18 protein-coding genes are annotated in these 24572 nt (G+C 58.7%); 9 read left to right on the plus strand and 9 right to left on the minus strand.

Features of this window, described 5'->3' with window-relative positions; all coding sequences use genetic code 11:
• Nucleotides 1-119 precede the first annotated feature (119 nt).
• Complete coding sequence (locus QEH54_RS09000) at nucleotides 120-2036, plus strand: LOG family protein (protein ID WP_309018331.1); 1917 nt, start codon at nucleotides 120-122, stop codon at nucleotides 2034-2036.
• A 94-nt stretch (nucleotides 2037-2130) separates the two neighbouring features.
• Complete coding sequence (purD, locus tag QEH54_RS09005) at nucleotides 2131-3423, plus strand: phosphoribosylamine--glycine ligase (protein ID WP_309018332.1); 1293 nt, start codon at nucleotides 2131-2133, stop codon at nucleotides 3421-3423.
• Nucleotides 3424-3620: 197 nt separating this feature from the next.
• Here purD and QEH54_RS09010 read toward each other — a convergent pair whose 3' ends face one another.
• The 6 genes from QEH54_RS09010 to QEH54_RS09035 form a co-directional block, all read right to left on the minus strand.
• Nucleotides 3621-4460: an HAD-IIB family hydrolase gene (locus QEH54_RS09010; RefSeq protein ID WP_309018333.1), complete on the minus strand. Its 840-nt coding sequence runs from the start codon at nucleotides 4458-4460 to the stop codon at nucleotides 3621-3623.
• 36 nt (nucleotides 4461-4496) lie between these two features.
• Nucleotides 4497-5699, minus strand: coding sequence for a mannosyl-3-phosphoglycerate synthase (gene mpgS, locus QEH54_RS09015; RefSeq protein ID WP_309018334.1), 1203 nt, complete (start codon nucleotides 5697-5699; stop codon nucleotides 4497-4499).
• Nucleotides 5700-6017: 318 nt separating this feature from the next.
• The gene (locus QEH54_RS09020) at nucleotides 6018-6446 is read right to left on the minus strand and encodes a GNAT family N-acetyltransferase (protein ID WP_309018335.1); all 429 of its coding nucleotides are present in this window, start codon (nucleotides 6444-6446) and stop codon (nucleotides 6018-6020) included.
• 99 nt (nucleotides 6447-6545) lie between these two features.
• Nucleotides 6546-7715, minus strand: a complete 1170-nt coding sequence (locus QEH54_RS09025; protein ID WP_309018336.1) for a hypothetical protein — start codon at nucleotides 7713-7715, stop codon at nucleotides 6546-6548.
• 47 nt (nucleotides 7716-7762) lie between these two features.
• Nucleotides 7763-8338, minus strand: a complete 576-nt coding sequence (locus QEH54_RS09030; protein WP_309018337.1) for a Maf family protein — start codon at nucleotides 8336-8338, stop codon at nucleotides 7763-7765.
• A gap of 143 nt (nucleotides 8339-8481) precedes the next feature.
• Entirely contained in the window at nucleotides 8482-9270 is a 789-nt protein-coding gene (locus QEH54_RS09035) for a hypothetical protein (RefSeq protein ID WP_309018338.1), read from the minus strand.
• Nucleotides 9271-9430: 160 nt separating this feature from the next.
• Here QEH54_RS09035 and QEH54_RS09040 point away from each other — a divergent pair, with 160 nt between their 5' ends.
• Both QEH54_RS09040 and hemL read left to right on the plus strand, forming a co-directional pair.
• Entirely contained in the window at nucleotides 9431-11074 is a 1644-nt protein-coding gene (locus QEH54_RS09040) for an NAD+ synthase (RefSeq protein WP_309018339.1), read from the plus strand.
• 63 nt (nucleotides 11075-11137) lie between these two features.
• The gene (gene hemL / locus QEH54_RS09045; RefSeq protein ID WP_309018340.1) at nucleotides 11138-12415 is read left to right on the plus strand and encodes a glutamate-1-semialdehyde 2,1-aminomutase; all 1278 of its coding nucleotides are present in this window, start codon (nucleotides 11138-11140) and stop codon (nucleotides 12413-12415) included.
• A 21-nt stretch (nucleotides 12416-12436) separates the two neighbouring features.
• On the opposite strand, the gene tatC is transcribed toward hemL, so the two are convergent.
• Nucleotides 12437-13267 carry a twin-arginine translocase subunit TatC gene (tatC, locus tag QEH54_RS09050; RefSeq protein WP_309018341.1) on the minus strand — a complete coding sequence of 277 codons (831 nt, stop codon included), beginning with the start codon at nucleotides 13265-13267 and terminating at the stop codon, nucleotides 12437-12439.
• 245 nt (nucleotides 13268-13512) lie between these two features.
• Here tatC and ppdK point away from each other — a divergent pair, with 245 nt between their 5' ends.
• From ppdK to QEH54_RS09065, 3 genes are all read left to right on the plus strand, one after another.
• The gene (ppdK, locus tag QEH54_RS09055) at nucleotides 13513-16347 is read left to right on the plus strand and encodes a pyruvate, phosphate dikinase (RefSeq protein ID WP_309018342.1); all 2835 of its coding nucleotides are present in this window, start codon (nucleotides 13513-13515) and stop codon (nucleotides 16345-16347) included.
• 158 nt (nucleotides 16348-16505) lie between these two features.
• Nucleotides 16506-17783, plus strand: coding sequence for a GTPase HflX (hflX, locus tag QEH54_RS09060; RefSeq protein WP_309018343.1), 1278 nt, complete (start codon nucleotides 16506-16508; stop codon nucleotides 17781-17783).
• Nucleotides 17784-17928: 145 nt separating this feature from the next.
• Nucleotides 17929-19362 (plus strand): alkaline phosphatase PhoX, encoded by a 1434-nt coding sequence (locus QEH54_RS09065; protein ID WP_309018344.1) that lies wholly within the window; start codon nucleotides 17929-17931, stop codon nucleotides 19360-19362.
• 60 nt (nucleotides 19363-19422) lie between these two features.
• On the opposite strand, the gene QEH54_RS09070 is transcribed toward QEH54_RS09065, so the two are convergent.
• Nucleotides 19423-19998 carry a GNAT family protein gene (locus QEH54_RS09070; RefSeq protein WP_309018345.1) on the minus strand — a complete coding sequence of 192 codons (576 nt, stop codon included), beginning with the start codon at nucleotides 19996-19998 and terminating at the stop codon, nucleotides 19423-19425.
• A 121-nt stretch (nucleotides 19999-20119) separates the two neighbouring features.
• The gene (locus QEH54_RS09075) at nucleotides 20120-21109 is read right to left on the minus strand and encodes an aldo/keto reductase (RefSeq protein ID WP_309018346.1); all 990 of its coding nucleotides are present in this window, start codon (nucleotides 21107-21109) and stop codon (nucleotides 20120-20122) included.
• Between the two features lie 410 nt (nucleotides 21110-21519).
• Here QEH54_RS09075 and leuA point away from each other — a divergent pair, with 410 nt between their 5' ends.
• Nucleotides 21520-23196 carry a 2-isopropylmalate synthase gene (gene leuA / locus QEH54_RS09080; protein ID WP_309018347.1) on the plus strand — a complete coding sequence of 559 codons (1677 nt, stop codon included), beginning with the start codon at nucleotides 21520-21522 and terminating at the stop codon, nucleotides 23194-23196.
• 431 nt (nucleotides 23197-23627) lie between these two features.
• Nucleotides 23628-24494 (plus strand): HDOD domain-containing protein, encoded by an 867-nt coding sequence (locus QEH54_RS09085; RefSeq protein ID WP_309018348.1) that lies wholly within the window; start codon nucleotides 23628-23630, stop codon nucleotides 24492-24494.
• The last annotated feature ends 78 nt before the right edge of the window (nucleotides 24495-24572 follow it).

Genomic DNA, 24572 nt, shown 5'->3' on the forward strand with positions numbered 1-24572 from the left:
ATAAAGGGGAAACGAACGCTGCCCCCGGGGCTGTGCTTGCAGTCCTAGAGAAATGGGTTCAATTGTAAATCACCAAAATCCTTTTAGACCCACTCCCGAACCCACCCTAACCCACTTTCATGAAGCAGGAAACTTTCTGGATCAGCGACGATGGAATCATCACTACCGCAAAATCCCGCCAAGGCTCGTCGGTGCTCGATCTGACGATCACTTTCAAACTACGAGACGCTCGCGAAATCGATTTCGTCTCGCCTCGACTGGCGAAGATCCAATTCACGGAACGCAGCTCCCTCGCTCGAATCGGCATCGAGATCTACGCCACTCAAGCTCCGCGTCGCAACAAGGACCGGCTCATCCTTAGCGCCGAGGCGTTCGTCTACGACACCGAGTTTCCCTGCTCCGCCTACGCCCACAACCTAGTGCAAACCGGCGTCCCCGCAGGCCGGCTTTTCTACGCTCCGGAAAGCCAGAAGCTCAGCTCGGACGAGATCTGGCAGGCCTTGCAGGACAATCGCATAAAGCTACCCAACTCCACTTCCATCGACCGCTTCGGCAGAGTATTCCTGACCCCGCACAAGGTACGCTACACCCTTCCGAAAACCGTCACCGAGCTCGACCACCTCCGCCTGGTGAAAGGCTACCTGCCACGAACCTTCCTAGACAAGGTGCAGGTGCGCGAGGACCTTTCGGTCGTTTCGCTCGAGCCGCAATCAGGCGTGCTCACCAGTTGCTCGATGTATCTAAAGGAGCACTACGTGGTACTCAATCGCGGCGAGGGAAACTTCGGCCTGCACTCCGGCGCCGTACTGCTCGACCCGGTCAAGACCTTCGGCTCCAACGTGGTGCTCGAGATCTACAACCGCAGCGATCAACCCGTGATCAATCCAGTCGTTTCCATCGAGGTGTATCGAGCGCCCCAATACGATCCGAATCGCACCGCCGAGCTCCGCGATCAGCGTCTGGTGTTCTTCTCGAACCTCGACAAAGTCTACCGCCAGCTGGACAACAAGCCCAAGGAGCACTTCGACCGCCTGCGACCGACCACCGAAATCTCCTTGCGCGGACAAAGCGCCCGCACGGAAAACCAGAGCATTCTCATTCGAGCGGACAACGCCATAAAGGACGAGATCTCCCGGGTGGCCCGAAATGGAAACTTCGGCTTCCGCACGGTCACTCAAGCCTTGCGCAAGGGCGACGCGGACGCCGACACTCTAGTGCTCGACTACTTCCCCAGCCTCACGGAACACATCGAGATCCTGGCCAACATACGGAAGCTCAAGCTCAAGAACCTGGTTTTCCGCAAGGCCACGCCTCTGCAGGAGTTCTTCCTCTCCAACGAGGCCCACAGCCATTTGGAGACCTACGACCAGCTCGGCCTAAAGGTCTACTGGCACAGCGCTCGGCTCAACGATCTCTACCTGCACACCTACAAAAACGACCATGGATTCTTCATCAGAGAGGAGGAGGTCGACAAGTTCCGAGCCTGCACCATTCTGGCGTTCTACGGCTCGGCCCTGGAGATGAGCGATGCCCAGAAGCGCCACATCAGCGAACTGGTGGTGCGCATGATCGACTTTTTCGGCACCAACGTGGGCATCCTCACCGGCGGAGGCGAAGGCGTGATGGGACTGGCCACCGACGTGGCCCTGCAAAAGGGATGCCTCACCGGAGCCGCCTTCCTGGAGCTGGAGGCCCAGCCTCCCAAGTTCGGCGTCAACTTCTTCAACACCTTCCAGGAAACCAATCGTCACAATCGCCAAAAGTGGTTTCAGGTGGCGGATTTCTGCATCTTCAACGTCGGCGGAGCTGGCACCGTGGAGGAGATCGGAATCGAGCTGTGCAATATGAAACTGGGCATCCGGCCGCGCGTGCCCTTCGTCTTCTTCCACGATGACTACTGGGCGAACCTGGAGAAGCAGTTCGACAAGCTGGTAGCCGACGGGCGCATGCCGACCTGGATGAAGGAACAGCTGCTCTTCTCCGGCGACCCGGACGAGATCATCGCCTTCTACCGCAAGAGCCTGCAGATCCTTTAGCCGCTCAGCAATCAGACGTCCACCGCCCGCGGTCGAACGGGCTAAACGCAACTCCATCGTTGACATCGAATCCCCCTTCCCAAACTCCCTTCTCATGTCCGAAAACACTCCCCTAAACGTCCTCATCGTCGGTTCCGGTGGACGCGAGCACGCCCTCGCAAACGCATGCGTCAAGAGCCCCTTGGCCGCCCGAGTCATCGCCGCGCCTGGCAACCCAGGCATCTCGGCCGATTGCGATTGCTTCAAGGTGGCAGCGGACGACATCGATGGACTGGTCGCTCTCGCGGTCGAGCAAAAGATCGATTTCGTCATCGTCGGCCCCGAAGTGCCGCTGGCCCTCGGTCTGGTCGACGCCCTGCAGGAAAAGGGAATCCTCGCCTACGGGCCGAAGGCGGACGGCGGCCGACTGGAAGCCTCCAAGATTTTCACGAAAAAGCTGCTGCTCAAGCACAAGATCCCGACCGGGGCCGCTGCGGCGTTCGACAAGGTGGATGCCGCCATCGACTACCTGGAGACCGCTTCCTACCCCATCGTGGTCAAGGCGGACGGACTCGCAGCGGGAAAAGGCGTCATCATCGCCAAGGACCATGACGAAGCCGTCTCCACCGTGCGCGACATGATCGAAGGGGCAGCCTTCGGCGAATCGGGCAAGGAAGTCCTGATCGAGGAATGCCTCTACGGCGAAGAAACGTCCATCCATGTCATCGTATCCGGAAACGACTACGTGATCCTTCCCACCAGCCAGGACCACAAGCAGATCTTCGAAGGCGACAAAGGTCCGAACACTGGCGGCATGGGGGCCTACTCGCCTGCCGACTTGATCGACGACGACCTGATGGCTCGCATCGAAGAGGAGATCGTCAAGCCGAGCGTGGCAGGCATCGCGGCGGAGGGCATAGACTTTCGCGGCACCCTTTTCATCGGCATCATGATCACCGAGGAAGGACCAAAAGTCCTGGAGTACAACACCCGCTTCGGAGACCCGGAAACGCAGGTCCTGCTCACGCGGCTGAAAACCGACCCCATGGAAATCATGCTCGCCGCGGCCAAGGGCGAACTGGGCCGTCTGGACGTCACAGTCAAGGACCAGTACGCCATGGTGGTGGTGCTGGCCAGCGACGGCTACCCAGGCACCTATCCCAAGGGCGAAACCATCACCTTCCCCAAAGCGGTCGGCGAAAACGAAGTCATTTTCCACGCCGGCACCCGTTTCAACGAAGCTGGGGATGTCGTGACCAACGGGGGCCGCGTCCTCGGCGTCACCGCTCTAGGGGCCGACCTCAAAACGGCCGCTGACAAAGCCTACGCCCTCTGCGATCAGATCCGCTTCAAGTCGAAGTACCTGCGTCGCGATATCGGAGCCAAGGAGCTTAACCGCCAGCGCTAGCTGCGTTTCGAAGAAACGAGCAAAGTCGGAGTGGCCCGCGTTGCGTGGGGGTGTCGGCTATGCCTCGGTACTGCGAAATGCGCCCTAGCCAGGGCCCTCCCAAGCAGGGCAGCGGACCCTATCATAAAACAAGCGAGGGAGGTCAAATGGCCTCCCTTTTCTTATTTCTGAAATCCTAGTTGAGATTCGTAAACGCCCTAGAGCGTCGGCACGGTATCGTTGGGTCCGATGAGCTCTTTGGCGACCTTGACCCAGCCCTTCGGTCCCACTCCGTTCACCCGCTCGATGCGCTTTCCGGAGAGGCCCGCCCACGATCCGTTGGGTCGCTTCACGAGGTGCGGCCAATCCACGTTTTCCAAAAGCTCCTGATCGTTTTCGCTGTCGCCCAGTCCGAAGGAAATCAGGGTTTCGTCGGACTGCATCTTCCATAGCTCCGCGAAGCGGCGAATCGCCGCGCCTTTGTCGGCGTTTAGGTCGATGACGGTGTGGAAACGTCCGCCCGGCAGGCACTTGAGTCCTTCGTCCTCGAAAAGCGAATCCAGGGATTGCCAGACGTTTTCGTCGAGATTGATGGAAAGCGTTTCACTGTACTCGCGATCCTGGGCCCGGCGGGCGGAAGATAGGTCGAGCCCTGTCAGCGACGCCACATCCTCGGTCATCAATGTGCTGAATCCGCGCAGCGACTCGCCAAACTTGGATTCGACGCGGGCCAGGCGACGGCGCACTTCAGAAGACGGGATGCCGAGCTCCACACGCTGCCAGCCACCGCTCTCGGTCACGCCGGGCAGGTCCGGTTTCCAAAATCCGTTTGGAGCGATGATGGCGCTCCCGTTCTCCACGATGCAGGGCATCTCGATGTCGAGATCGCGTTGCAGCACGCGCTGCTCTCCGAATGTCTTGGATGAGCAGAACACGATCAAATTTCCTCGGGCCACCAGCTCGCTGACGTAGGGTCTCGTCAGCTCGCTCGAATAGTCGTCGAAATCGATCAACGTGCCGTCGAGGTCAGTGAATATGGCTATTTTTTGGGTATTCATCGCTTGGATTAAGCAGGGTAACGCAGGCAGAGCTCCCTAGACCAACGAGAGCGATTCGGTGCCGCTGTGGAACGCCGTGTCGCAGTGCTCTAGGAATACATTCAAATTCAGATTGCTTAGGTTGCTGTAGACTTTCACCGGCGGCACCGGCTCCGGCTTTTCCAGTTTCAAACGCACCGCGCGTTCCTCCGCGATCTCGCGTTTGAGCAGCTCGGGGCAGAGCGGCGAGTTGTAGATCACCGAAAGAGAGGCGTCGATCATGTCTTCCACGTGCTCCTCTCCCTTCGATTCATGCATGTGCGGATTGCGACTCTCGATCTGGCAAATCGTCACCTTGCCCCTGAGCTCCTCCGCTCGCTCCACAGGCAGAATGCCGCCCCACATCTCCAGCAAGTTCATGAAGTGATGGGTTTCCACCGCGTAGCCGGAGGCGTATTCGATGTTGAGAGCCAGGTCCAGAGTCAAGGCATGCTCGCCCGCGTTGCCGGTTTTCACCACCTCGGTTTCGTAGCCGCTGAAGTGGGTGAGCAGACGGTTGAGCGTGCGGTTGGAGTGCACCGAACTGCGCCCCCACTTGGCGAAGAAGATGGAGTTTTCCATGACCTTCGGCTTGGAGTTCCAGGAAATGCGCACGAACGTGTTGTCGGAATCGAACATCTCGAAGCCGGCCGCGTATTCCTGCACGTACTCGTGCACCGCGCCGGGGAAATAGTTGTCGCTGTCGACGAAGCCAATATACTTGTTGTCCAGCCATTTCGCAATCAGCGTGCCCATGATCATGCCTTCGGCCTTGCCCGAACGGACCAGCCCGTCGTCGCCCAGCAGTTCGGTGTAGCCGGCGAGCTCGATCGCCTTGGCTAGACCCGCGTCCTTCTGATGCACCACCGTGACCTTCTTGTTGGTGAACTTGCAGAAATTAGTGATCGCTTCCTTTTCGATTTGGAAGCGATCTACCGGGCCGCGCGGGCTGTTGGAAACTACGATGATCTGGCAGGGGTGCGGGATGCCTACGAGAACGCCTTCGATGAGCTTGAGCCGCTCGTTCTTGACCGGCACCACGATGGCCATCTTTCGTTGCCGTTCGTAGAGAGCCTCCGATGGGATTCGTCGAATCACGCCATCCTTGGAGACGGAATTGGAACCGAATTCACTGCCACCATCGAGCTCGTAGACCTTCTGTAGGCCGTAGATCTGGACTGCTCCAACGCGTTCGCATTCTCTCGGTATTTCAAGTCTCATGTAGCTATTCCTCGAATCGGGGGTTTTGTATCAAATTGAGCAAACGCTCTCGACGACCACGAAAGAGCAGGCGCGATGCCAAGTGGGCATTTTCTTGCTTTCCCCGCTTATCTATTAATTTTTTTCACTCGTTCCGGAGGCAATTCGGCAAAGAATCTTCGTCCTACCCTGCGAGAACGGATAAGCGCCCCTAGGGCTTGTACCCGAAAAGTGAGGACACTGCTTTATTTTTCATGAAACGTCTCAAAATGAGGCGCCTCGAAACGGTTTCCCAATACCCCGGAAAAGAGTGAACACCAAGAGCTTGGAGAGCTTCGGTCAGGAAAAGGGCAGCTCCATTTCGATGTGGTCGATGCCGGCCTCCAAGTAGATGTCGCCTTTCTCAAGAAAGCCTAATCGCTCGTAGAAGCCCTTGGCGGAGACCTGGGCGGAGATGACCACGCAGCGCAGGTCCGCTTCCCGGGCCATTTCGATGAGGCGCTGCATCACCTTGCAGCCGACTCCCTTTTGACGCCAGGTCTTGCTGACCGCCACTCGCCCGATGTGCCCGTCCGGCAGAAGTCGTCCTGTGGCGACCGGCTGATCGGCGTTGAAAGCCAGCACATGTCGGCTCTCCGGATCCATCTCATCGATCTCCAAATCCGCTGGTACGCCTTGCTCGTCGACGAAGACGGAAAAGCGAATCGCCATGATGGAGTCTCGCTCCTGCGCGTATTCAACTTCCCTGACCTCCACTGCCTCGTCCATCGACCCGCAGCATAAAAGCCATCCGCCGTGCAAGCTCAAGCCGTTTGATCTGGCTTTCCACCCTTGCAGGCAAAACGGCCAGGGCCCCAGCGAAACACGTCACTGGTAGAAAAACTGAAACGTCAAATCCTCGTCGTCGCCGAAAAGCTCGATCAGCTCGGCCGGCCAGTCGCCGTAAGGGGCGCCTCGCTCGATCGCCTCCCGGCACATGTAGATCCCGATGGCCTTGGAGGTGGTGCCTTCCAGTATTTCCATATCGGATACGTATCCATATCGATCGATCACGAAACGAACACGCACCATCGAATTGCGCTCCTTGTGGGAGCTGCGGTTCGCGAGATTGTCCCAGTTGATCTTCACCGCTTCGATCACCCGCTCCATATACTCTCCGAACTTGCTGGCCTTGGCGTCAGCCGCGAGCTGACCCGTCGCAGCTACGCCAGCCGTGGAATTCCGCACCGGTCCCGACGGCACGCGAGGCAGTTTGGGACGAGCCCGTGGGCTTGGCACGCCATCGGCCGAGGTCACCAGAGCTGGCGACGGTGCGGACATGGGAGAATCCTCTGCCAGCTCCTCAGGCGTGTCGTTCTTGCCTTCCTCGCCTTCCATCGCTTCGCCTTCCAAAAAATCCGTCACGTTGGTCGGAGTCTCCTCGCGCTCCAAAAAGTCGAGGATCCCCTCATCGCCCAACTCCTCCTCGCGCGTGCCTTGGATCGGGATCTCCTTCTTCAGCGCCCCTTCGGACCGCTTCGTGAGCTGGAGCAGAGGGGCGGGTTGACTGCTCTCGGTTTGCTCCTGGTTGTCCTCCTGCCGCTCGCCAGTCGGCGGCGGGGCCGCCAGTTCAGGCTCCAGCTCCCCGCTGAGAAATTGCTGCGTCTCGATGTTTCGCTCGCTCTCCGAGGCGGGAAGAGCGTCCGGATCGAGCTCCTCCACCTCCTCCGGATTCGCTGCCTGCTGGTTGCGAGCCGAGATCCGATTGGTTTCGTCTGGCTCGTTATCCGGCACGTCCGGATTGGTTTGCGTGTAGACGAACTCCTCCTCCTCGACCGGATCCTCCAGCACGATGCTGAAGTCGCGAAAGCGGTTCTTCACTTCGCTGGGCTCGCTGCGAAACATGTCCTGCGGAATCCACCACCAGCCTAGCAAATGCAGCAACAAAGCTCCAAGAACGCCGACCAAGATCGAAACGCCGCCCTCGCGACGCTTGCCAAGGAGCATGCGGCGCATGGGGTCCTTTTCAAGGAGCGTGCTGTTTTCAGAAAATGACATGTGCGAGGGAGCCGAGGAAGAAGCGCCGAGCCGAGCCCGAAGCGGGGCTAAAGCAAGCTATGACGCTCTAGCAAGGCCTTTGTTTCATCCAATGGCAACCCCATGATATTGGAGTGAGACCCTCGGAACGAATCGATGATCAGGCCGGTACCTTCCTGGATCCCATACGCTCCGGCCTTGTCCAGCGGATTCACCAGCTCGAAATAGCGATCGATGATCGCGTCGTCCAAAGGCTTGAACGTCACCTCGCTGCGGGCCCCATCCACCACTTCGACGCCTCGAGAACGGCAAACCAACGCGAATCCGGTATACACAATATGGGTACGCCCACCAAGCTGCTTCAGCATCCTGCGCGCGTCGGGCAAATCCTCCGGCTTCACCAGCACCCGCCCGTCGATATGCACCGTGGTGTCTGAACCGAGCACGAAGCGGTCCGCGTTTCGATCCGCGATCCAAGCGGCCTTGAGAAGAGCGTTGTGACGCACCATGCCTTCCGGATCGCCATGCCCCTCCTCGAACTCCTCCACATCCGCCGGCATGATGTCGAAACTCGCTCCGATCCTCTCCAGCAACTGCTTCCTGCGCGGCGACTGCGACGCCAATATGAACTTAGCCGTACCCATATCCTCCACCTTCTCCCATCCCCGACCAACTCCCCGCAACCCAGAAATGCCCCGCAGTCCGCAACTCCTTTTCGCAACCTGGCAAAAAGGAGTTGCGCAAACCGTCTAGGCCTATCGTGCCTCTGCGTCGCGAGGACTCGGGTTCACGCCTGGCTCATCTCTTCGGCGATCCGCCTAAACGCCGCCTTGCGCCGCTGCCAGGCCTCCTTGCCGAGGTAGCCGTTCGGGTAGAGACTGATCGGCAGAAAGGGATCCGACTCGAAGGCGAGCTTCCACAAGCGCGACTCCTGCTCGAACCACCAGGAAATCGCCTGCTCAGAACCGACCGCTGCCGATGGCCGCGTATCCAGAAAATCCATATAGTCGCGGTAGCATTGCCCGATGCGGTCAAAGTTCCACCCCTTTCTCACATAGTCATCGTCCCGCAGCATCCCGACAGCTCGGCTTTCCTGAAAAACGAGGCGCCTCGGATCGACGTGTCGCTCCGACAGCTCGACTCCCCAATCCCCGTAAGCTCGCGGCGATATCCACAGGCTGCCCTGCAAATGTCCGAAGCGCCGTTTCCGTAGCCAAAGCTCCAACTGGCGCCGCTCCACGCGGGCCTCCGACGGCAGATCGAACGATACCGTGCTCCAAAGCCCATTCCACTCGCGTCCCCACTCCACCTCGGGATCGATCCCGTCCATCAGGTCCTCAAGACCTTTTCCGCTCAGCTCGAACACCCAGGAAGCCTTCTCGCTGGCGTCAGCCGGACTCTCCTTGGCCCAGCCCTCCTGGCGCAAAACCCGAACCGCTCGGTCCATCCCTCGAGGCGAAGCGAAGCCCGCGCCCTCCGCCAGCATGCGATACGGATTCGCCAGCCCCTCCAGCGTTTCGCTTCCCAACAGGTAAGCAATCTCCATCAAACGACGCATCTTCGGACCAACTCGCATGCGGGGTTAAAACCGCACGCGGCGGGATGGGGCAACTGTTTTTTGCAACGTTGCAAAAATCAGTTGCGCGAATCGGGATGGCGGAGGGGAGGGAGCATCTTCGCTGCACCGCGCGCTTGCGCTTTGGCGGCAGCTTGTTGCAGTGTCTCGCCTTGCTCAGATGAAGATAGGACTCGCGCAAATCAATACCACTGTCGGCGACTTGCCAGGCAACCGGAAGCTCATCCTCGACGCCTACCAATCGCTGGTCGCCGAGGGGGCCGATCTGGTGGTTTTTCCCGAACTCGCGGTCTGCGGCTACCCTCCGCGCGATCTGCTTTTCAAGCGTCGCTTCGTGCCCGACCAGCTGGAGAGCCTGCAGGATATCGCCGCCCAAACCGCATCCGTCCCCGCCGTTCTAGGCTTCGTGCAGCCCAATCCTTCCAGCAAGGGCCGCGACTTCTACAACGCCGCGGCTTTCTGTTTCGATGGGGAGGTCCGGCAAATCGCCCGCAAGTCGCTGCTGCCGACCTACGACGTTTTCGACGAGGATCGCTATTTCGAACCAGCGGACCTGCCGCTGGTCTTCGAATGGAACGGCAAGCGCGTCGGCATCACCATCTGCGAGGACATTTGGGGAAACGTCGACGTGAGCCGCGAGCGCTACCCGCACGCCCCGGTCGAATACCTCAAGGAGCAACGCCTCGATCTTCACCTCAATCTTTCCGCCAGCCCCTGGCATTGCGGCGGCAAAGGGGAGCAGCGCGAAGGCTTGGTAAGCAACGCCTCCTTGGCATGCGTTTGCCCGACCGTCTACGTCAACGCGGTGGGCGGAAACGACGAGCTGATCTTCGACGGCCGCAGCATGGTGGCTAACGCCCATGGCGAAATCATCGCTGGACTCGCCTCGTTCGCCGCCGACCAGGCGATCGTCGACTTGGAAAACGAGGCGGCTCCACGGTTGCACGCAACCTTCCGCCAGGATCTGATGCGGAACATCGAGAGCGCCTTGGTGCTCGGCCTGCGCGACTATGTGCACAAGAGCGGCTTTCGCAAAGCCCTCGTCGGATTGAGCGGCGGTATCGATTCCGCGGTGACAGCGGCCATCGCCGTAGAAGCCCTCGGCAAGGAAAACGTGATCGGCATCAGTCTGCCTTCCGCCATTTCCAGCGAACACAGCAAGGACGACGCCAGAGACCTCGCCGCGTTTCTGGGCATCGAGTTCCACACCGTGCCCATCGCCGACATCGTTTCCGCTTCGGAAGCCACCCTGCAACCGCTCACCGCTGGCTACGGTCGCGACGTCACCGAAGAAAACATACAAGCTCGAGCCCGCGGGCTCCTGCTGATGGCCCTCTCCAACAAGCTCGGCGCCTTGCTGCTCACCACCGGAAACAAAAGCGAACTGGCAGTCGGCTACTGCACGCTCTACGGCGACATGTGCGGCGGCTTGGCAGTTATCAGCGATCTACCGAAGACCCGCGTCTTCGATCTGGCTCGCCACATGAACCGCGAACGCCTCACCATACCGGTCAACACCATCGAAAAGCCTCCCAGCGCCGAGCTTCGTCCGGATCAGAAGGACGAAGATTCGCTCCCGCCCTACGACATTCTCGACGGCATTCTGGAAGGCTACGTGGAGCAAGGGCTCTCATCGCAAGATCTCATCGAAAAAGGCTACGACCCGATCGTAGTCAAAGAAATGATACGCAAGGTCGACCTAAACGAATATAAACGCAAGCAGGCCGCCCCTGGTCTGAAGCTCACCCCGCTGGCTTTCGGCGTGGGCCGTCGCATCCCCATCGTGCAACGCTACGTATCGTAGAGCTACATACACATCGTCGCACTCTCGCTCGCAATCCCTTCCCTACTCTGGCAACGCTATAACATGTCCACTTCCAACGAACTTTTCGAACGCGCAAAAAAACTTATCCCCGGCGGCGTCAACTCGCCTGTGAGAGCCTTCCGCTCCGTCGGCGGCACGCCGTTTTTCACCAAGAAAGCAAACGGCGCCACGCTCACCACCGCCGACGATCGAGAGCTGATCGACTTCGTCTGTACCTGGGGTCCAGCCATCCATGGCCACAACAACGACACCATTCGCCACGCCATCGCCAAGGCGCTCGAGGCGGGCACCAGCTTCGGAACGCCCAATCCCTACGAGGTGGAAATGGCGGAGCTCATCGTGAAGATGGTCCCCTCCGTCGAAAAGGTGCGTATGGTCAATTCGGGTACGGAGGCCACCATGACCGCCATTCGCCTGGCCCGTGGATACACCGGACGCGACAAGATCATCAAGTTCGCCGGCTGCTACCATGGCCATGTGGACAGCCTTCTCATCTCCGCTGGCTCTGGAGCCCTCACGCTTGGCAAGCCGGACAGCGGCGGCGTTCCCGAAAGCCTAGCCAAGGAAACCATCGTGCTGCCGTTCAACGATCTCGCCAAGGTCGAAGCCGCTTTCGAAAGCTACGGCGACGACATAGCCGGCATCATTCTCGAGCCCTATCCCGCGAACGTCGGCCTGATCTTCCCCAAAGACGGCTACTTGCGAGGCCTGCGAGATCTTTGCTCCAAACATGGAGCAGTGCTCATCTTCGACGAAGTCATGACCGGATTCCGCGTATCCGCGGGGGGGGTACAGGAACGCGAAGGCATCACGCCGGACCTGACCACGCTTGGGAAAATCATCGGCGGCGGACTGCCCGTAGGCGCCCTTGGCGGGAAAGCGGAGATCATGGATCACCTCGCTCCGCTCGGTCCCGTGTATCAAGCTGGCACGCTCAGCGGAAACCCGCTGGCCATGGCCGCAGGCATCGCCTCCCTGAAGCTCTTGCTCGAAGGCGGCGCCTACGCGGCATTGGAGACCATGGGGCAGCAAATCGCCAAAGCCGTCGCCGAAACCGCCCGAGAGATCGGCCTCCCGCTGCAAGTCCCCCAGGTCGCGTCCATGTTCTGCGTCTACTTCAGCGACGCTCCGGTGGAAACGCTCGACGACGCGACGGCCACCGACACGCAGCGCTTCAACACGTACTTTCACCGCTGCTTGGAAAAAGGGGTCTACCTGCCGCCTTCCAAGTATGAGGCGAACTTCATATCGACCGCTCACCAGCAAGGAGCGATCGACCAAGCTTGCGAGATTCTGACTGAAACGCTTCGAGAGCTCTAGACGCCTCGCCTAGGCCTCCGACTAGACGTCCTCGTTCTCCCAGGCCTCCTCAGCTCGGATGCGGCGCTTCACCACGAAGCGCGATACGAAGATAGCGACTTCGTACAGCACCATCATCGGGATCGCCATCATGATCTGGGTGACCGGATCGGGAGGCGTCAGCACTGCTGCGGCGATGAAGAAGGAGATGATCGCCACTCGGCGGAAAGAGCGAAGCTTCTCAACGGTCAGGATATCCAAATACACCAGAACGATCGCGATGAGCGGAAACTGGAACGCCACCCCCATGCCGATCACGATCCACGTGATGAACCCGAAGTAGCTTTCCGGCGACCAGATGATCTGGAAGCCCAGCATCTCGTTGAACTGCATGGTGATTTGGATGGCCTTCGGAAGCAGCAGGAAAAAGCTGAAGCAGCAGCCCAGCAAAAAGAGGAACAGCACGCTGACCGAACCGGGGATCAGCAATCGTTTTTCCCGCTTCGTCAAAGCGGGAGCCAAAAACTTGGCCATGTTGTATAGGAAAAATGGAGACGAAACGCCGATCCCCACGATCAGACCGATGTGCAGCATGGCAGTGTAGACCCCCGTGATGTTGCGCGTGGCCAGCCCCGCGAACGCCCTGATCTCGTCCACCGAGTAGTTTTGATTCAGTGGATACATCAGGATTTCCTTCACGTCCTGGATGAAGATCATCGACGCGATGAAGGAGAGAAAGAAAACCGCTAGCGGCTTGATGAGGGTCCACCGCAACTCCTCCAAGTGGTCCAGAAATCCCATCTGCTTGGGATCGCCAGCCCAATCGGCTTGCTCTTCATCGTTGTCAACATCCTTGGGGACAATATCGCTCATAGACTTCGCTAACAGGCTCGCTTATTGAACGACTGTTCCTCCGCTCGCAACCGCAAATCGCGAGACCTGCCCAACGATGCTCGGCGATGCCGAAACGAACGGTCCGCAAACAGCGCAAGTGACAGCACGTAGCATTCACGTTGACACAGACTCTCCCATCACTATGAGGAACCCCTTTTCTTATTCGGGAAGAAGCACCCAAGCGGCTTCCTAACCACAACATCGCAAACCCAAGCTATAGCAGTATGGCACCAAAAAAGACAGCGAAACGCGCAAAACCAGCCAAAAAGGCCACTCGTAAAACAGCGAAGCGTGCTCCTAAGAAGGCAGCAGCTAAGAACGTCAAGTACGTTTACTCGTTCGGCAAGCAGACCGACGGTGACGCAACAATGAGAGAGCTTCTCGGCGGCAAGGGCGCGAACCTCGCTGAGATGGCCAAGATCGGCTTGCCCGTTCCTCCTGGCTTCACCATCACCACCGACGTTTGCACCTACTACTACGCAAACGGTCGCACCTACCCCACCACCTTGCAGAAGGAGATGGAAGAAGCGGTGGCCAAGATGGAAAAGCAGATGGGCACCAAGTTTGGCGCCACTGACGGCATGCCCTTGCTGGTCGCGGTTCGCTCAGGCGCTCGCGACTCCATGCCGGGCATGATGGATACCATCCTCAACCTCGGCCTCAACGACGCTTCCGTCGAAGCACTGACCAAGGCCACCGACAATCCTCGTTTCGCTTGGGACTGCTACCGCCGCTTCATCCAGATGTACGGAGACGTCGTTCTCGGCGTGCAGAAGGCGGAAGGCGAAGACGTCGAGCCGTTCGAAGGCGTCATCGAACACTACAAGCACGAAGTTTACGGCGAGGACATCATCGACTCCTCCCTCACCGCCGAAGACCAGCAGGAGCTCGTCAAGCGCTTCAAGGCCCTGGTTAAGGAACGCACTGGTCAAGGCTTCCCCGAAGATCCTTGGGATCAGCTGCGCGGCGCCGCCGGCGCTGTATTCGGTTCCTGGATGAACGACCGCGCCATCGTCTACCGCCAAAAGTACGGCATCCCCTCCGAATGGGGCACGGCGGTCAACGTCCAGGCCATGGTATTCGGAAACACCGGCGAGACCTCCGGTTCCGGCGTGGCCTTCACTCGCAACCCGGCCAACGGCGCCAACGAGTTCTACGGCGAGTTCCTCGTCAACGCTCAGGGCGAAGACGTGGTAGCTGGCGTGCGCACTCCAGAGCCAGTAGCCAAGCTGAAGGACGTCATGCCGAAGTCCTACGCCGAGCTGCTCAAGGTTCGCAAGAAGCTGGAAAAGCACTTCCGCGATGTGCAGGACGTCGAGTTCACCATCCAGGAAGGCAAGCTGTACATGCTGCAGACTCGCAACGGCAAGCGCACCGCCGCCGCCGCTCTGAAGTTCGCCGTGGACATGGTTAAGGAAAAGCTCATCACCTGGGAAACCGCTGTCCTGCGCAACCCGGCTGACCAGCTCGACCAGCTGCTCGCTCCGATCTTCGACACCGCCGAAGTCAAGAAGGCCAAGGTGCTTTCCACCGGCCTCCCCGCAGGCCCTGGCGCCGCCGCCGGCAAGATCTACTTCAACGCCGAGCGCGCTGTCGACGCCGCCAAGAAGAACGAAAAGGTTCTCCTGGTACGCGTCGAAACCTCCCCGGAAGACCTTCGCGGCATGATCGCGGCTGACGGCATCCTCACCGCTCGCGGTGGCGTCTCCTCCCACGCCGCTCTGGTCGCTCGCCAGATGGGCAAGGTCTGCGTCTGCGGCGCCTCCGCTCTGCAGATCAACTACGACGACAAGACCCTCACCGTTGGCAAGAACGTCTTCCACGAAGGCGACTTCCTCTCCATCGACGGCACCACGGGCGACGTTTTCGCGGGCAAGATCGAAACGGCTCCTTCGGAAATCATCGACGGCCTCATCAACGGAAAGAAGACCGCCCAGAAGACCGAGAAGTACGAATCCTACATGCAGCTCATGGAGTGGTGCTCCAAGGCGACTCGCATGGACGTTCGCACCAACGCGGACACTCCGGAGCAGACCAAGAACGCGATCGCCTTCGGCGCTTCCGGCATCGGTCTGACGCGTACCGAGCACATGTTCTTCGAAGGCGACCGCATCGACGCCATGCGCGAGATGATCCTCGCCGACACGCTCGAAGATCGCCAGAAGGCCCTCAAGAAGCTTCTTCCCTACCAGCGCAAGGACTTCGCGGGCATCTTCCGCGCCCTCAAGGGCCTGCCCGCCACCATCCGTTTGCTCGACCCGCCGCTGCACGAGTTCCTTCCTCACACCAAGGAACAGCAGATGGACCTCGCTCGCACCCTCGACATCAAGGTCGAGAAGATCATGCAGCGCGTGGCTGAACTGCACGAGTTCAATCCGATGCTTGGCTTCCGCGGCTGCCGTCTCGCGATCTGCTATCCGGAAATCGCGGAAATGCAGGCTCGCGCCATCTTCGAGGCGGCCGCTCAGGTCACCAAGAAGGGCATCCCAGCCAAGCCGGAAGTCATGGTTCCTCTAGTCGGCTTCAAGAAGGAGCTCGACGAGCAGGTCGCCATCATCAAGCGCGTAGCAGCTGAGGTTGAAGAAAAGAAGGGCGTGAAGCTCGACTACACCGTAGGCACCATGATCGAAGTACCTCGCGGCGCCTTGACCGCGGACCAGATCGCGGAAACCGCGGAGTTCTTCTCCTTCGGCACCAACGACCTCACCCAGACCACCCTGGGCATGTCGCGCGACGACACCGGTTCTTTCCTCGGCGCTTACCAGGAAAAGGAGATCCTCACCGCCAACCCGTTCGCTTCCATCGATCAGACTGGCGTAGGCCAGCTGGTGAAGATCGCGATCGAAAAGGGCCGCGCCACTCGTCCGAACATCAAGCTCGGCATCTGTGGCGAGCACGGCGGCGATCCCGCTTCCGTGAAGTTCTGCCACAACGCAGGTCTGTCCTACGTCTCTTGCTCGCCGTTCCGCGTGCCAGTCGCTCGCCTCGCCGCCGCTCAGGCCGCGATCCTCGAGAAGCGGGCAGCGAAGGCAGCTAAGAAGGCGGCCAAGAAGAAGTAATGCTTCCTCGCGTATCAGATAACTAATTACACTGCCCTGCCTCCGAAAAACCGGAGGCGGGGCTTTTCATTGCTACCCACGAATCTCACAAATCGTCACGAATCCCAAATGGAAGAAGGATTGGTGAGATTGGTGGGCGAAAGAATCACCACAACCAAATGTTCGATCTCGAGGAAAATAGAAAAAAGGTCCAACGCGCCGTTTTGATCGGCGTGCAAGACTCGCGCATGAGCAGCGAGGACGCGGAGCGATTGCTCGACGAGCTGGAAGAGCTCGTATCCAACCTGGACATACCCGTAATCGAACGAATGGTGGTGAAGCTGAGAAAGACCCATCCCGCGTTCCTTCTCGGCACCGGCAAGGTAAACGAGATCCTTGCCCTAGTGAAGGAGTTGGAAGCGGACGTCATCATCTTCGACGACGAATTGACGCCCGCCCAGCAGCGCAACTGGGAGGCGGAATCCAATATCGCAGTCATCGATCGTCAGGAAATCATCATCGATATCTTCTCCGAGCGGGCCCACACCAAGGAAGCCGCCCTGCAAGTACAGCTCGCTCGCATGGAATACTCGCTCCCTCGCTTGCGCCGAGCGTGGACACACCTCAGTCGACAGCGGGGCGGCGGAACCGGAGCGCGTGGTCAAGGGGAGACGCAGCTCGAAGCGGACTCCCGCATGGTGCGCGATCGAATCGCGGTAGTGAAAAAGGAGCTCAAGGAAGTCATCCAACATCGCCACGTGCAGCGGGCCAAGCGCTTGCGCAAACCGGTTCCGACTGTGGCCATCGTAGGCTACACCAACGCTGGCAAGTCCTCCCTGCTCAACACCCTCACCGACGCCGAAGTTCTAGCGGAAGATAAGCTTTTCGCCACTCTCGACCCCACAACCCGTCGCTTGCAGCTCGACAACAGCCAGTACGTCTTGGTCACCGACACGGTCGGATTCGTGCGCCGCCTTCCGCACCGTCTGGTCGAGGCCTTCAAGGCTACGCTCGAAGAAGCGGTTGTCGCCGATTTGCTGATACACGTGGTGGACGTCACCAATCCCGATGCGGAGAAGCACTTCGAGACCACCATGGAGGTCCTCAAGGAAATCGAGGCCGACAAGAATCCGATGCTGGTGGTCTTCAACAAGATCGACGCGCTGGAGGACCCGAGCGATCGCGAGCGCTTTCTCTTCACCCACAAGGACGCGCTCTACCTAAGCGCCAAGACCGGCGAAGGGGTGGCAGAGCTGAAAGAAGCGATCGCCCACCATCTGAATTCGAAGTATCGCTCCACAGAGCTGCTGATCCCGCACGATCGCTACGATGTCATTGCCAAGCTGCACGGCAGTGGCGGCATCAGAAATCAGGAAACGCAGGACGAAGGCGTCTACATCGAAGGCATATTCCCTCCTGCTCTCTCAGGGATCATCGAACCATTCATCAAGAAATAGGCTCCGGCTCTGGCCCAAAAGACAGGGCGGGATCGCCGAGTCCGCCGCAGCTAAGCTTTCGCCTCACGGAGCGAGGGCAGAGCGTCGCGGAATCGTAACCATCGATCAGTGGACTCGTTCGTTAGCCCCATTACAACCACCGTCCATGAACAACGATCTTCCCTCCCGCTCCCGAAGAAACTTTCTCAAAACCGCTGGAGCCGCCCTCGCCTTCACTGGATTGCAGCGCTATTCGCGAGCTGCCGACAAATTGATCGGCGCCCGCGGAGCAGCTACCACTTCCTCGGCTGCCGTCGAGGGCTTCGGACCGCTTCTTGACGATCCCGCAGGCCTGATCCGCCTTCCGAAGGGTTTCACCTACCAAAGCTTTTCCAAGACGGGCGAGCTCATGGATGACGGCTTTCATGTTCCCGGAGCCCATGACGGCATGGCAGCCTTCGAAGGTCCCGACGGGTCGACGCTTCTAGTACGCAACCACGAGATGAGCCCGGGGAACGATGATGCTAGCCCGTTCCAATCAAGCGACGAGCTCTTCGAAAGGGCCCGTCCCCACATGTATGATACGGCCCACGGCAGGCATGCCTGTACCGGTGGTACCACTACACTCGTTTACGATACGCGAAACAAGAAACTGCTGCAGCACTCCTTCTCGCTCGCGGGAACCATGCGAAACTGCTCAGGCGGACCGACCCCGTGGGGAACTTGGATCACCTGCGAGGAAACAGTGGTCCGCTCTGGCGACATCCTAGAGAAGGACCATGGCTACTGTTTCGAGGTGCCCGCGACTGCGGAAATGAGGCTCGCCCCTTCGACGCCGATCAAAGGCATGGGTCGCTTCAATCATGAAGCCGTCGCGGTGGACCCGGCCACCAGCATCGTCTATCTCACCGAGGATCGGCCCGATGGGCTGCTCTACCGCTACGTGCCGAAAACTCCGGGCAAGATGCTCGACGGAGGAAAGCTTCAAGCTCTCGCGATCAAGGATGCGCCTTCCCGCGACACGCGAAACTGGAGGGAAATCGGCCAGCCCGACTTTCCGATCGACACGCCCATCGCAGCGGAGTGGATCGACCTCCAGAACATTGAAGCCCCAGAAGACGATCTGCGCTATCGCGGCTTTCAGCGAGGAGCCGCTCGTTTCGCCCGTGGAGAAGGCATGGTCTACAGCGATGGCCATATCTATTTCGCCTGCACCAACGGTGGGGCGAGGAAATTCGGTCAAATTTTCAAGTATTCGCCTAGCAACTACGAAGCAACCAATCAGGAAAGCTCCCAGCCAGGCACGCTATCGCTTCATATCGAATCGCACGACAGCAAGCTGATGCAGGCTTGCGACAATCTCACGGTGGCGCCGTGGGGCGACGTTATCATTTGCGAGGACGATAGCGAGAAGAGCGCCATCGTAGGCGTGACGCCCGAGGGCAAGCTCTACCATATCGCCCACATCGCTATGCAAAGCGAGCTCGCAGGCGCCTGTTTCTCCCCCGACGGGACGACCTTGTTCGTGAACGTGCAGAAGAACCCCGGTCAAACCCTCGCCATCACGGGACCTTGGGAATCACGTAGGATTTCATCTTGATAGAACGCCGCAGATCAATGACGAAACGCGACGCACAAACCGCCTCGCCACGTGCGGTTCCTAGCTGGCCAGTCCTCGATCCTGTGCCAAGAACGAACGCCACTGGCTCTGCGTGATCGAAAGCTGATCTTCAGCAACCCACTCGCCTCTTTTCATGAAACCTTCTTCAAGGTGACGCTTGAAGCGAAAGCCGTTCTTTTCCAGAACGCGGCGACTCGCGAAATTCCAATCCGCATGGCAGGCTTCAATCACTTTCAAGCCTAGCTCGGTGAAACAGAAATCCAGCAGACGCTGCAGCGCCTCGCTCATGTACCCGTAATTTTGATACTTTGGGTGCGTCCAGAAGCCAACCGAATCGCCACAGGGTCGCTCCTCGATAGCGATGCGCCCCACCGGAGTCCCATTCTCCTTGAGCTCCATCGTGAAGACGTAGGCCGTGCCCGCGTTCCAGTTTTCTATGGTTTTATGAAAGGTCTCTACGCACGCTTCCTTGGCTTCCGGCGGATCCCAGAGCATGCCATCATTGAAACTGGGATACCGAGTCGCATCAAAGATGAAATCGATATCCTCGAGCAACGGACAACGCAAAATCAAGCGATCCGTCTCCAATCGCGTATCGAGCGAAAGCGGCTTCATAACGAGGGAAAGAAATAAGGCTCAACCTTCCCTCGTCAAATCGGATTTTCGGGCGGAGACCGCCTAACCGAGCGGGCATTCTAAAAACGCAGATTAGCCACGAGGACGGCGGCCGCTCCCATCAGTACGGACCGCGAATCTGATCGCGAACCTTCTCTTGATAAAACGCGCTCAGCTTGTCGTGCAGTTCCGCGCCGAGTTCAGGCAGGTCCGCAATCGCCGCGTTGCCCTTGGCCTGCTCGACCTTTGTCGCCCCAGGGATAACGACCGACACCGCGTCGTGATCGAGAATCCAACGCAAAGCCATCTGGGCCATGGTCATGCCCTCAGGCGCCATCGCTTTCAGTTCCGTAGCGAGCTCGACTCCCTTTTCGTACGGCAGCCCGGCAAAGGTTTCGCCCACGTTGAAGGCATCGCCATTCTTGTTGTAGTTGCGATGGTCCGACTCCGAAAAGGTCGTATCCGATTTGAACTTACCCGTAAGCAAGCCGCTGGCCAGCGGCACTCGAGCGATTATGCCTACCTTGCTCGCCTTGGCCTTTTCGAAAAGCGTTGCGATAGGCTTTTGACGGAAAATGTTGAAAATGATCTGCAGCGACGTCAGCTCCGGGGCCTTATCAATGCAAAGCAACGCTTCCTCCATCGACTCCACGCTTGCACCGAAACGCTTGATCTTCCCTTCGTCGACCAAGGCGTTGAGGATCTGCCAGATCTCGTCGCCACGCATGACTTCGGTAGGGATGCAATGAAGCTGGACCAGATCGAGGGCCTCGGTCTTCAAGCGCAGCAGCGATTCCTCGACCCGCTCGCGCACGGATTCCGCCGTATAGTTATCTGGATACAAGTTGCCGAAGCGTCCGAGCTTGGTCGCGACGAAAATCTGGTCTTGCAACCCGACCTCTTGAAGGAAGTTTCCGATGATCTGCTCGCTGCGTCCGCTGCCGTAGACGTCCGCCGTATCGAAAAAGGTGACACCCGCGTCCACCGATGCCTTGAGAATCGCGTTCGCGTCCAGCACATCGACTTCACCCCAATCGCTGCCCAGCTGCCAACAGCCGAGTCCCACTCGGGAAACCTTCACGCGGTCCTTTCCAAATTCGTTGTATTGCATACCCGAAACCTAGCGCCTCGTAGGCATCTGTAAACCCATCACCTACTCTAACAGTAGACACTCTTTCGGTAGCGGCCAGCGCTTCGGCGGTCACATGCAGCCAGTCTCCCCGCAAAGCCGACTCTGCTCGCCGGGAGGGACCGCGCTCCCTACTCGATGCCAAACCTTGACTCTTTGGGGCGAATGCTTCTTTGTCTCGCTCAATCGATGAGCAGCCTCGTCCAGATCACGCTACGACTTAGCAAGCTAGACAGTCTCCTACTCGCGTAAGCGGCAGGGGCTCGTCGGGACGTGTATTCGATTTCATCGCGCTTTTGGTGCGCGCGATTCGATTTTCAGCCTGTTTCGGCCCTTCTTTTGGGATTGCCCCCGCCTGTCCGCGACCATTCGTTTTCAAACCTGAAACAGACATGCAAAAACCACCGATAACAAAGTACCGACCCTTCCCGGTTGTCGATCTGCCTGATCGCCAATGGCCAAGTCGTTCCATCGACACGGCCCCCATCTGGTGCAGCGTAGACCTACGAGACGGCAATCAGGCCCTCGCCATACCCATGAACGTCGAGGAAAAGGTCGAGCTCTTCAAAACGCTGGTGGGTATTGGCTTCAAGGAAATCGAAGTCGGCTTCCCCTCCGCGTCCGATACGGAATTCGCATTTCTTCGTCGACTCGTGGATGACAACCTGATCCCCGACGACGTCAGCATTCAGGTCCTCGTGCAATGCCGCGAGCACTTGATCCGCCGTACCTTCGAATCGCTGCAAGGCGTCAAGCGGGCCATCGTGCACATTTACAACTCCACCAACCCGCTGCAGCGCCGCGTAGTGTTCGGAGCGGAAAAAGAGGACATTCGAAACATCGCCATCGCCGGAGCGAAACTGGTCAAGGAACTGGTTCCCACCTTGCCGGATACTGACATCGTGCTGCAGTACTCTCCGGAAAGCTTCTCCGATACGGAGCTCGAGTTCTCCCTCGAATGCTGCGAAGCGGTGTGCGACGTCTGGCAACCCACGCCGGATCGCAAGATGATCCTGAATCTGCCCAACACCGTCGAATACATGATGCCCAACGTGCACGCGGACCAGATCGAGTGGTTTTGCCGCAAGATCTCACGTCGTGACAGCGTCATCGTCAGCCTGCACACCCACAACGACCGCGGCACCGGCGTGGCCGCGACCGAACTGGGCTTGATGGCGGGGGCGGATCGAGTGGAAGGCACGCTTTTCGGAAATGGCGAGCGTACTGGAAATCTGGATATCGTCACCGTGGCCTTGAACATGTACACGCAGGGCCTCGATCCGCATCTCGACTTCTCCAACCTCAACGAAATCCGCGAGGTCTACGAGCGCGTGACCAAGATGGACGTGCCACCGCGTTCGCCCTACGGCGGCGATTTGGTGTTCACCGCATTCTCGGGCTCCCACCAGGACGCCATCAAGAAGGGCTTCGCCCAAATGCCGGACGATGAAGCAGCGCTGTGGCAGGTGCCCTACCTGACCATCGATCCGAAGGATATCGGAAGAAACTATCGCGCCATCATCCGCATCAACTCCCAATCCGGCAAAGGCGGCGTGGCCTACGTCATGGAAAAGGAATACGGCTTCAATCTTCCCAAGGAAATGCACAAGGAGCTGGGCAAGGCGGTCAACAAGGTGGCGGACGAAACCGGCGACGAAATCACTCCAGAAGGCGTCTACGAATGCTTCCTCAACGAGTACATTCGCGTGCGCGAGCCGCTCGACATTCTGGAGTATCGCTCCGAACGCATCGACAACGACACCGTGGAAGGCTGGGCCGTGGTGAAGCACAACGGAGTGGAGAAAAACCTTCGCGGCACCGGAAACGGCCCCATCGCCGCCTTCGTGGACGCCCTGGAAGGCATCGGCTACAAGGATTACGAACTGCTCTCCTACAGCGAGCATTCGCTTAGCAAGGGCGCCAAGTCCAAGGCGGTTTCCTACATCGAGCTGAAGGCCCCCAATGGTGCGACCTCCTTCGGAGCCGGCATCGATACCAACATCTCCCACGCATCGATTCGCGGCGTTGTCAGCGCTCTCAACAGACTGTTAAACAGTCAATCTGGATAGGGATATCGTAGTTTCTCTTATAAATCAGCGCCTCCTTTTTGCAAGGAGGCGTTTTTTTGCATACGGTGCTGAAAATCGCTCCGATCCGCCGAACTGGCCGACAATACCCAAAGACACCTACCAGGACAATACCCTAAGTCACCTAACCCCATTTGGATACATCTAAGCAATCATCACCTCAATTCCGAGAAATGACGGATATACATGGAAATAGTGCTACACCTTCCCGGCGAGGAAGCCGTCAAGTACATGAAAGGGACGACCTTACATTTCTACGCCCGAGGCGGTGCGACCAGCGCCTTCGCCAATCCCACGCAACGACCATGCTTCCTATCCATCGCAAAACGAAATTCGGTTTCACCGAGCGATCCGATTCGTTGGTCGATGAATAAAGTCCTCGCCCTAGCCAAACAGCGATCACTTTCCTGCAAATGACCAAACAAGAGGTTCTCGACTTTCTCACTCACGAATTCGCTCTCTCCAACCTTCCGGAGTCCTTCCAGAAGCTGAGGGAGATATCGAACGATCCCCATTCCGACATCCAGGACGTGGTCGCGGTGGTCCGAAAGGATGTCGAACTTGCCGCCCGTTTGCTCAAGCTGGCGAATTCCTCCCTCTTCAGCCGAGGCGAGCACACCGAAACCATCGAGCAGGCCGCCCAAAAGCTGGGCATGCGACGCGTGGTGGAGAGCTCTCTGGCCATCGGACTGATCAAGGAAATCTCCATCGATCCGGAGGTTTTCGATACTATCAACTTTTGGAAGCGCAGCCTCACCATCGCCAAGATCACCGAGGACGTCTTCGAGCTCATTCCCCACTTCCTGAAGGCCCGCATCGAGAAGAATCTGCTCTACACGGCGGGCTTGCTGCACGACGTCGGCATCCTCGCCATGATCCAGGGATTCAGCGACGAAATGGTTTCCGTTGTCGACTACGCCGTCGCGGAGGATCTGCCGATCTACGTAGCCGAGCGAAACCGCTGGGGTTTCTCCCATCAAGACATCGGTCGCATTCTCTTCAAGAAGTGGAACCTGCCGGAGTCTCTGCAGGCGGCCGCCGGCTACCACCACAACCCGGTCGATCTCAAGCGACGCATTTACGCCCCGCTGGTAGATATCATCTACGTGGCCGACTACACCTATAGCGTGCGTGAGGAAATGCCTTTCCGGGATCCCTGCAAACCTGTCATGTACCCGGAAGTCTGGAAGCGCATCGGCATCGACCCCACCGAGCTTGTGGAGCTCGAGGACAGCCTCGTCGAAGCCAAGTCCCACGCGGAAATGCTGCTCGCCAGCTAAGATCCGTCGAGGGCGCCCGCTCCCCTCCACTCGTTTGCGACAGCATGCAAAAGCCTTGTTCTCCCGTTCCAACTGGAT

Origin of the sequence: Pelagicoccus sp. SDUM812003 (assembly GCF_031127815.1) — a bacterium.
In the GTDB taxonomy this organism is placed as follows: Bacteria; Verrucomicrobiota; Verrucomicrobiia; order Opitutales; family Opitutaceae; genus Pelagicoccus.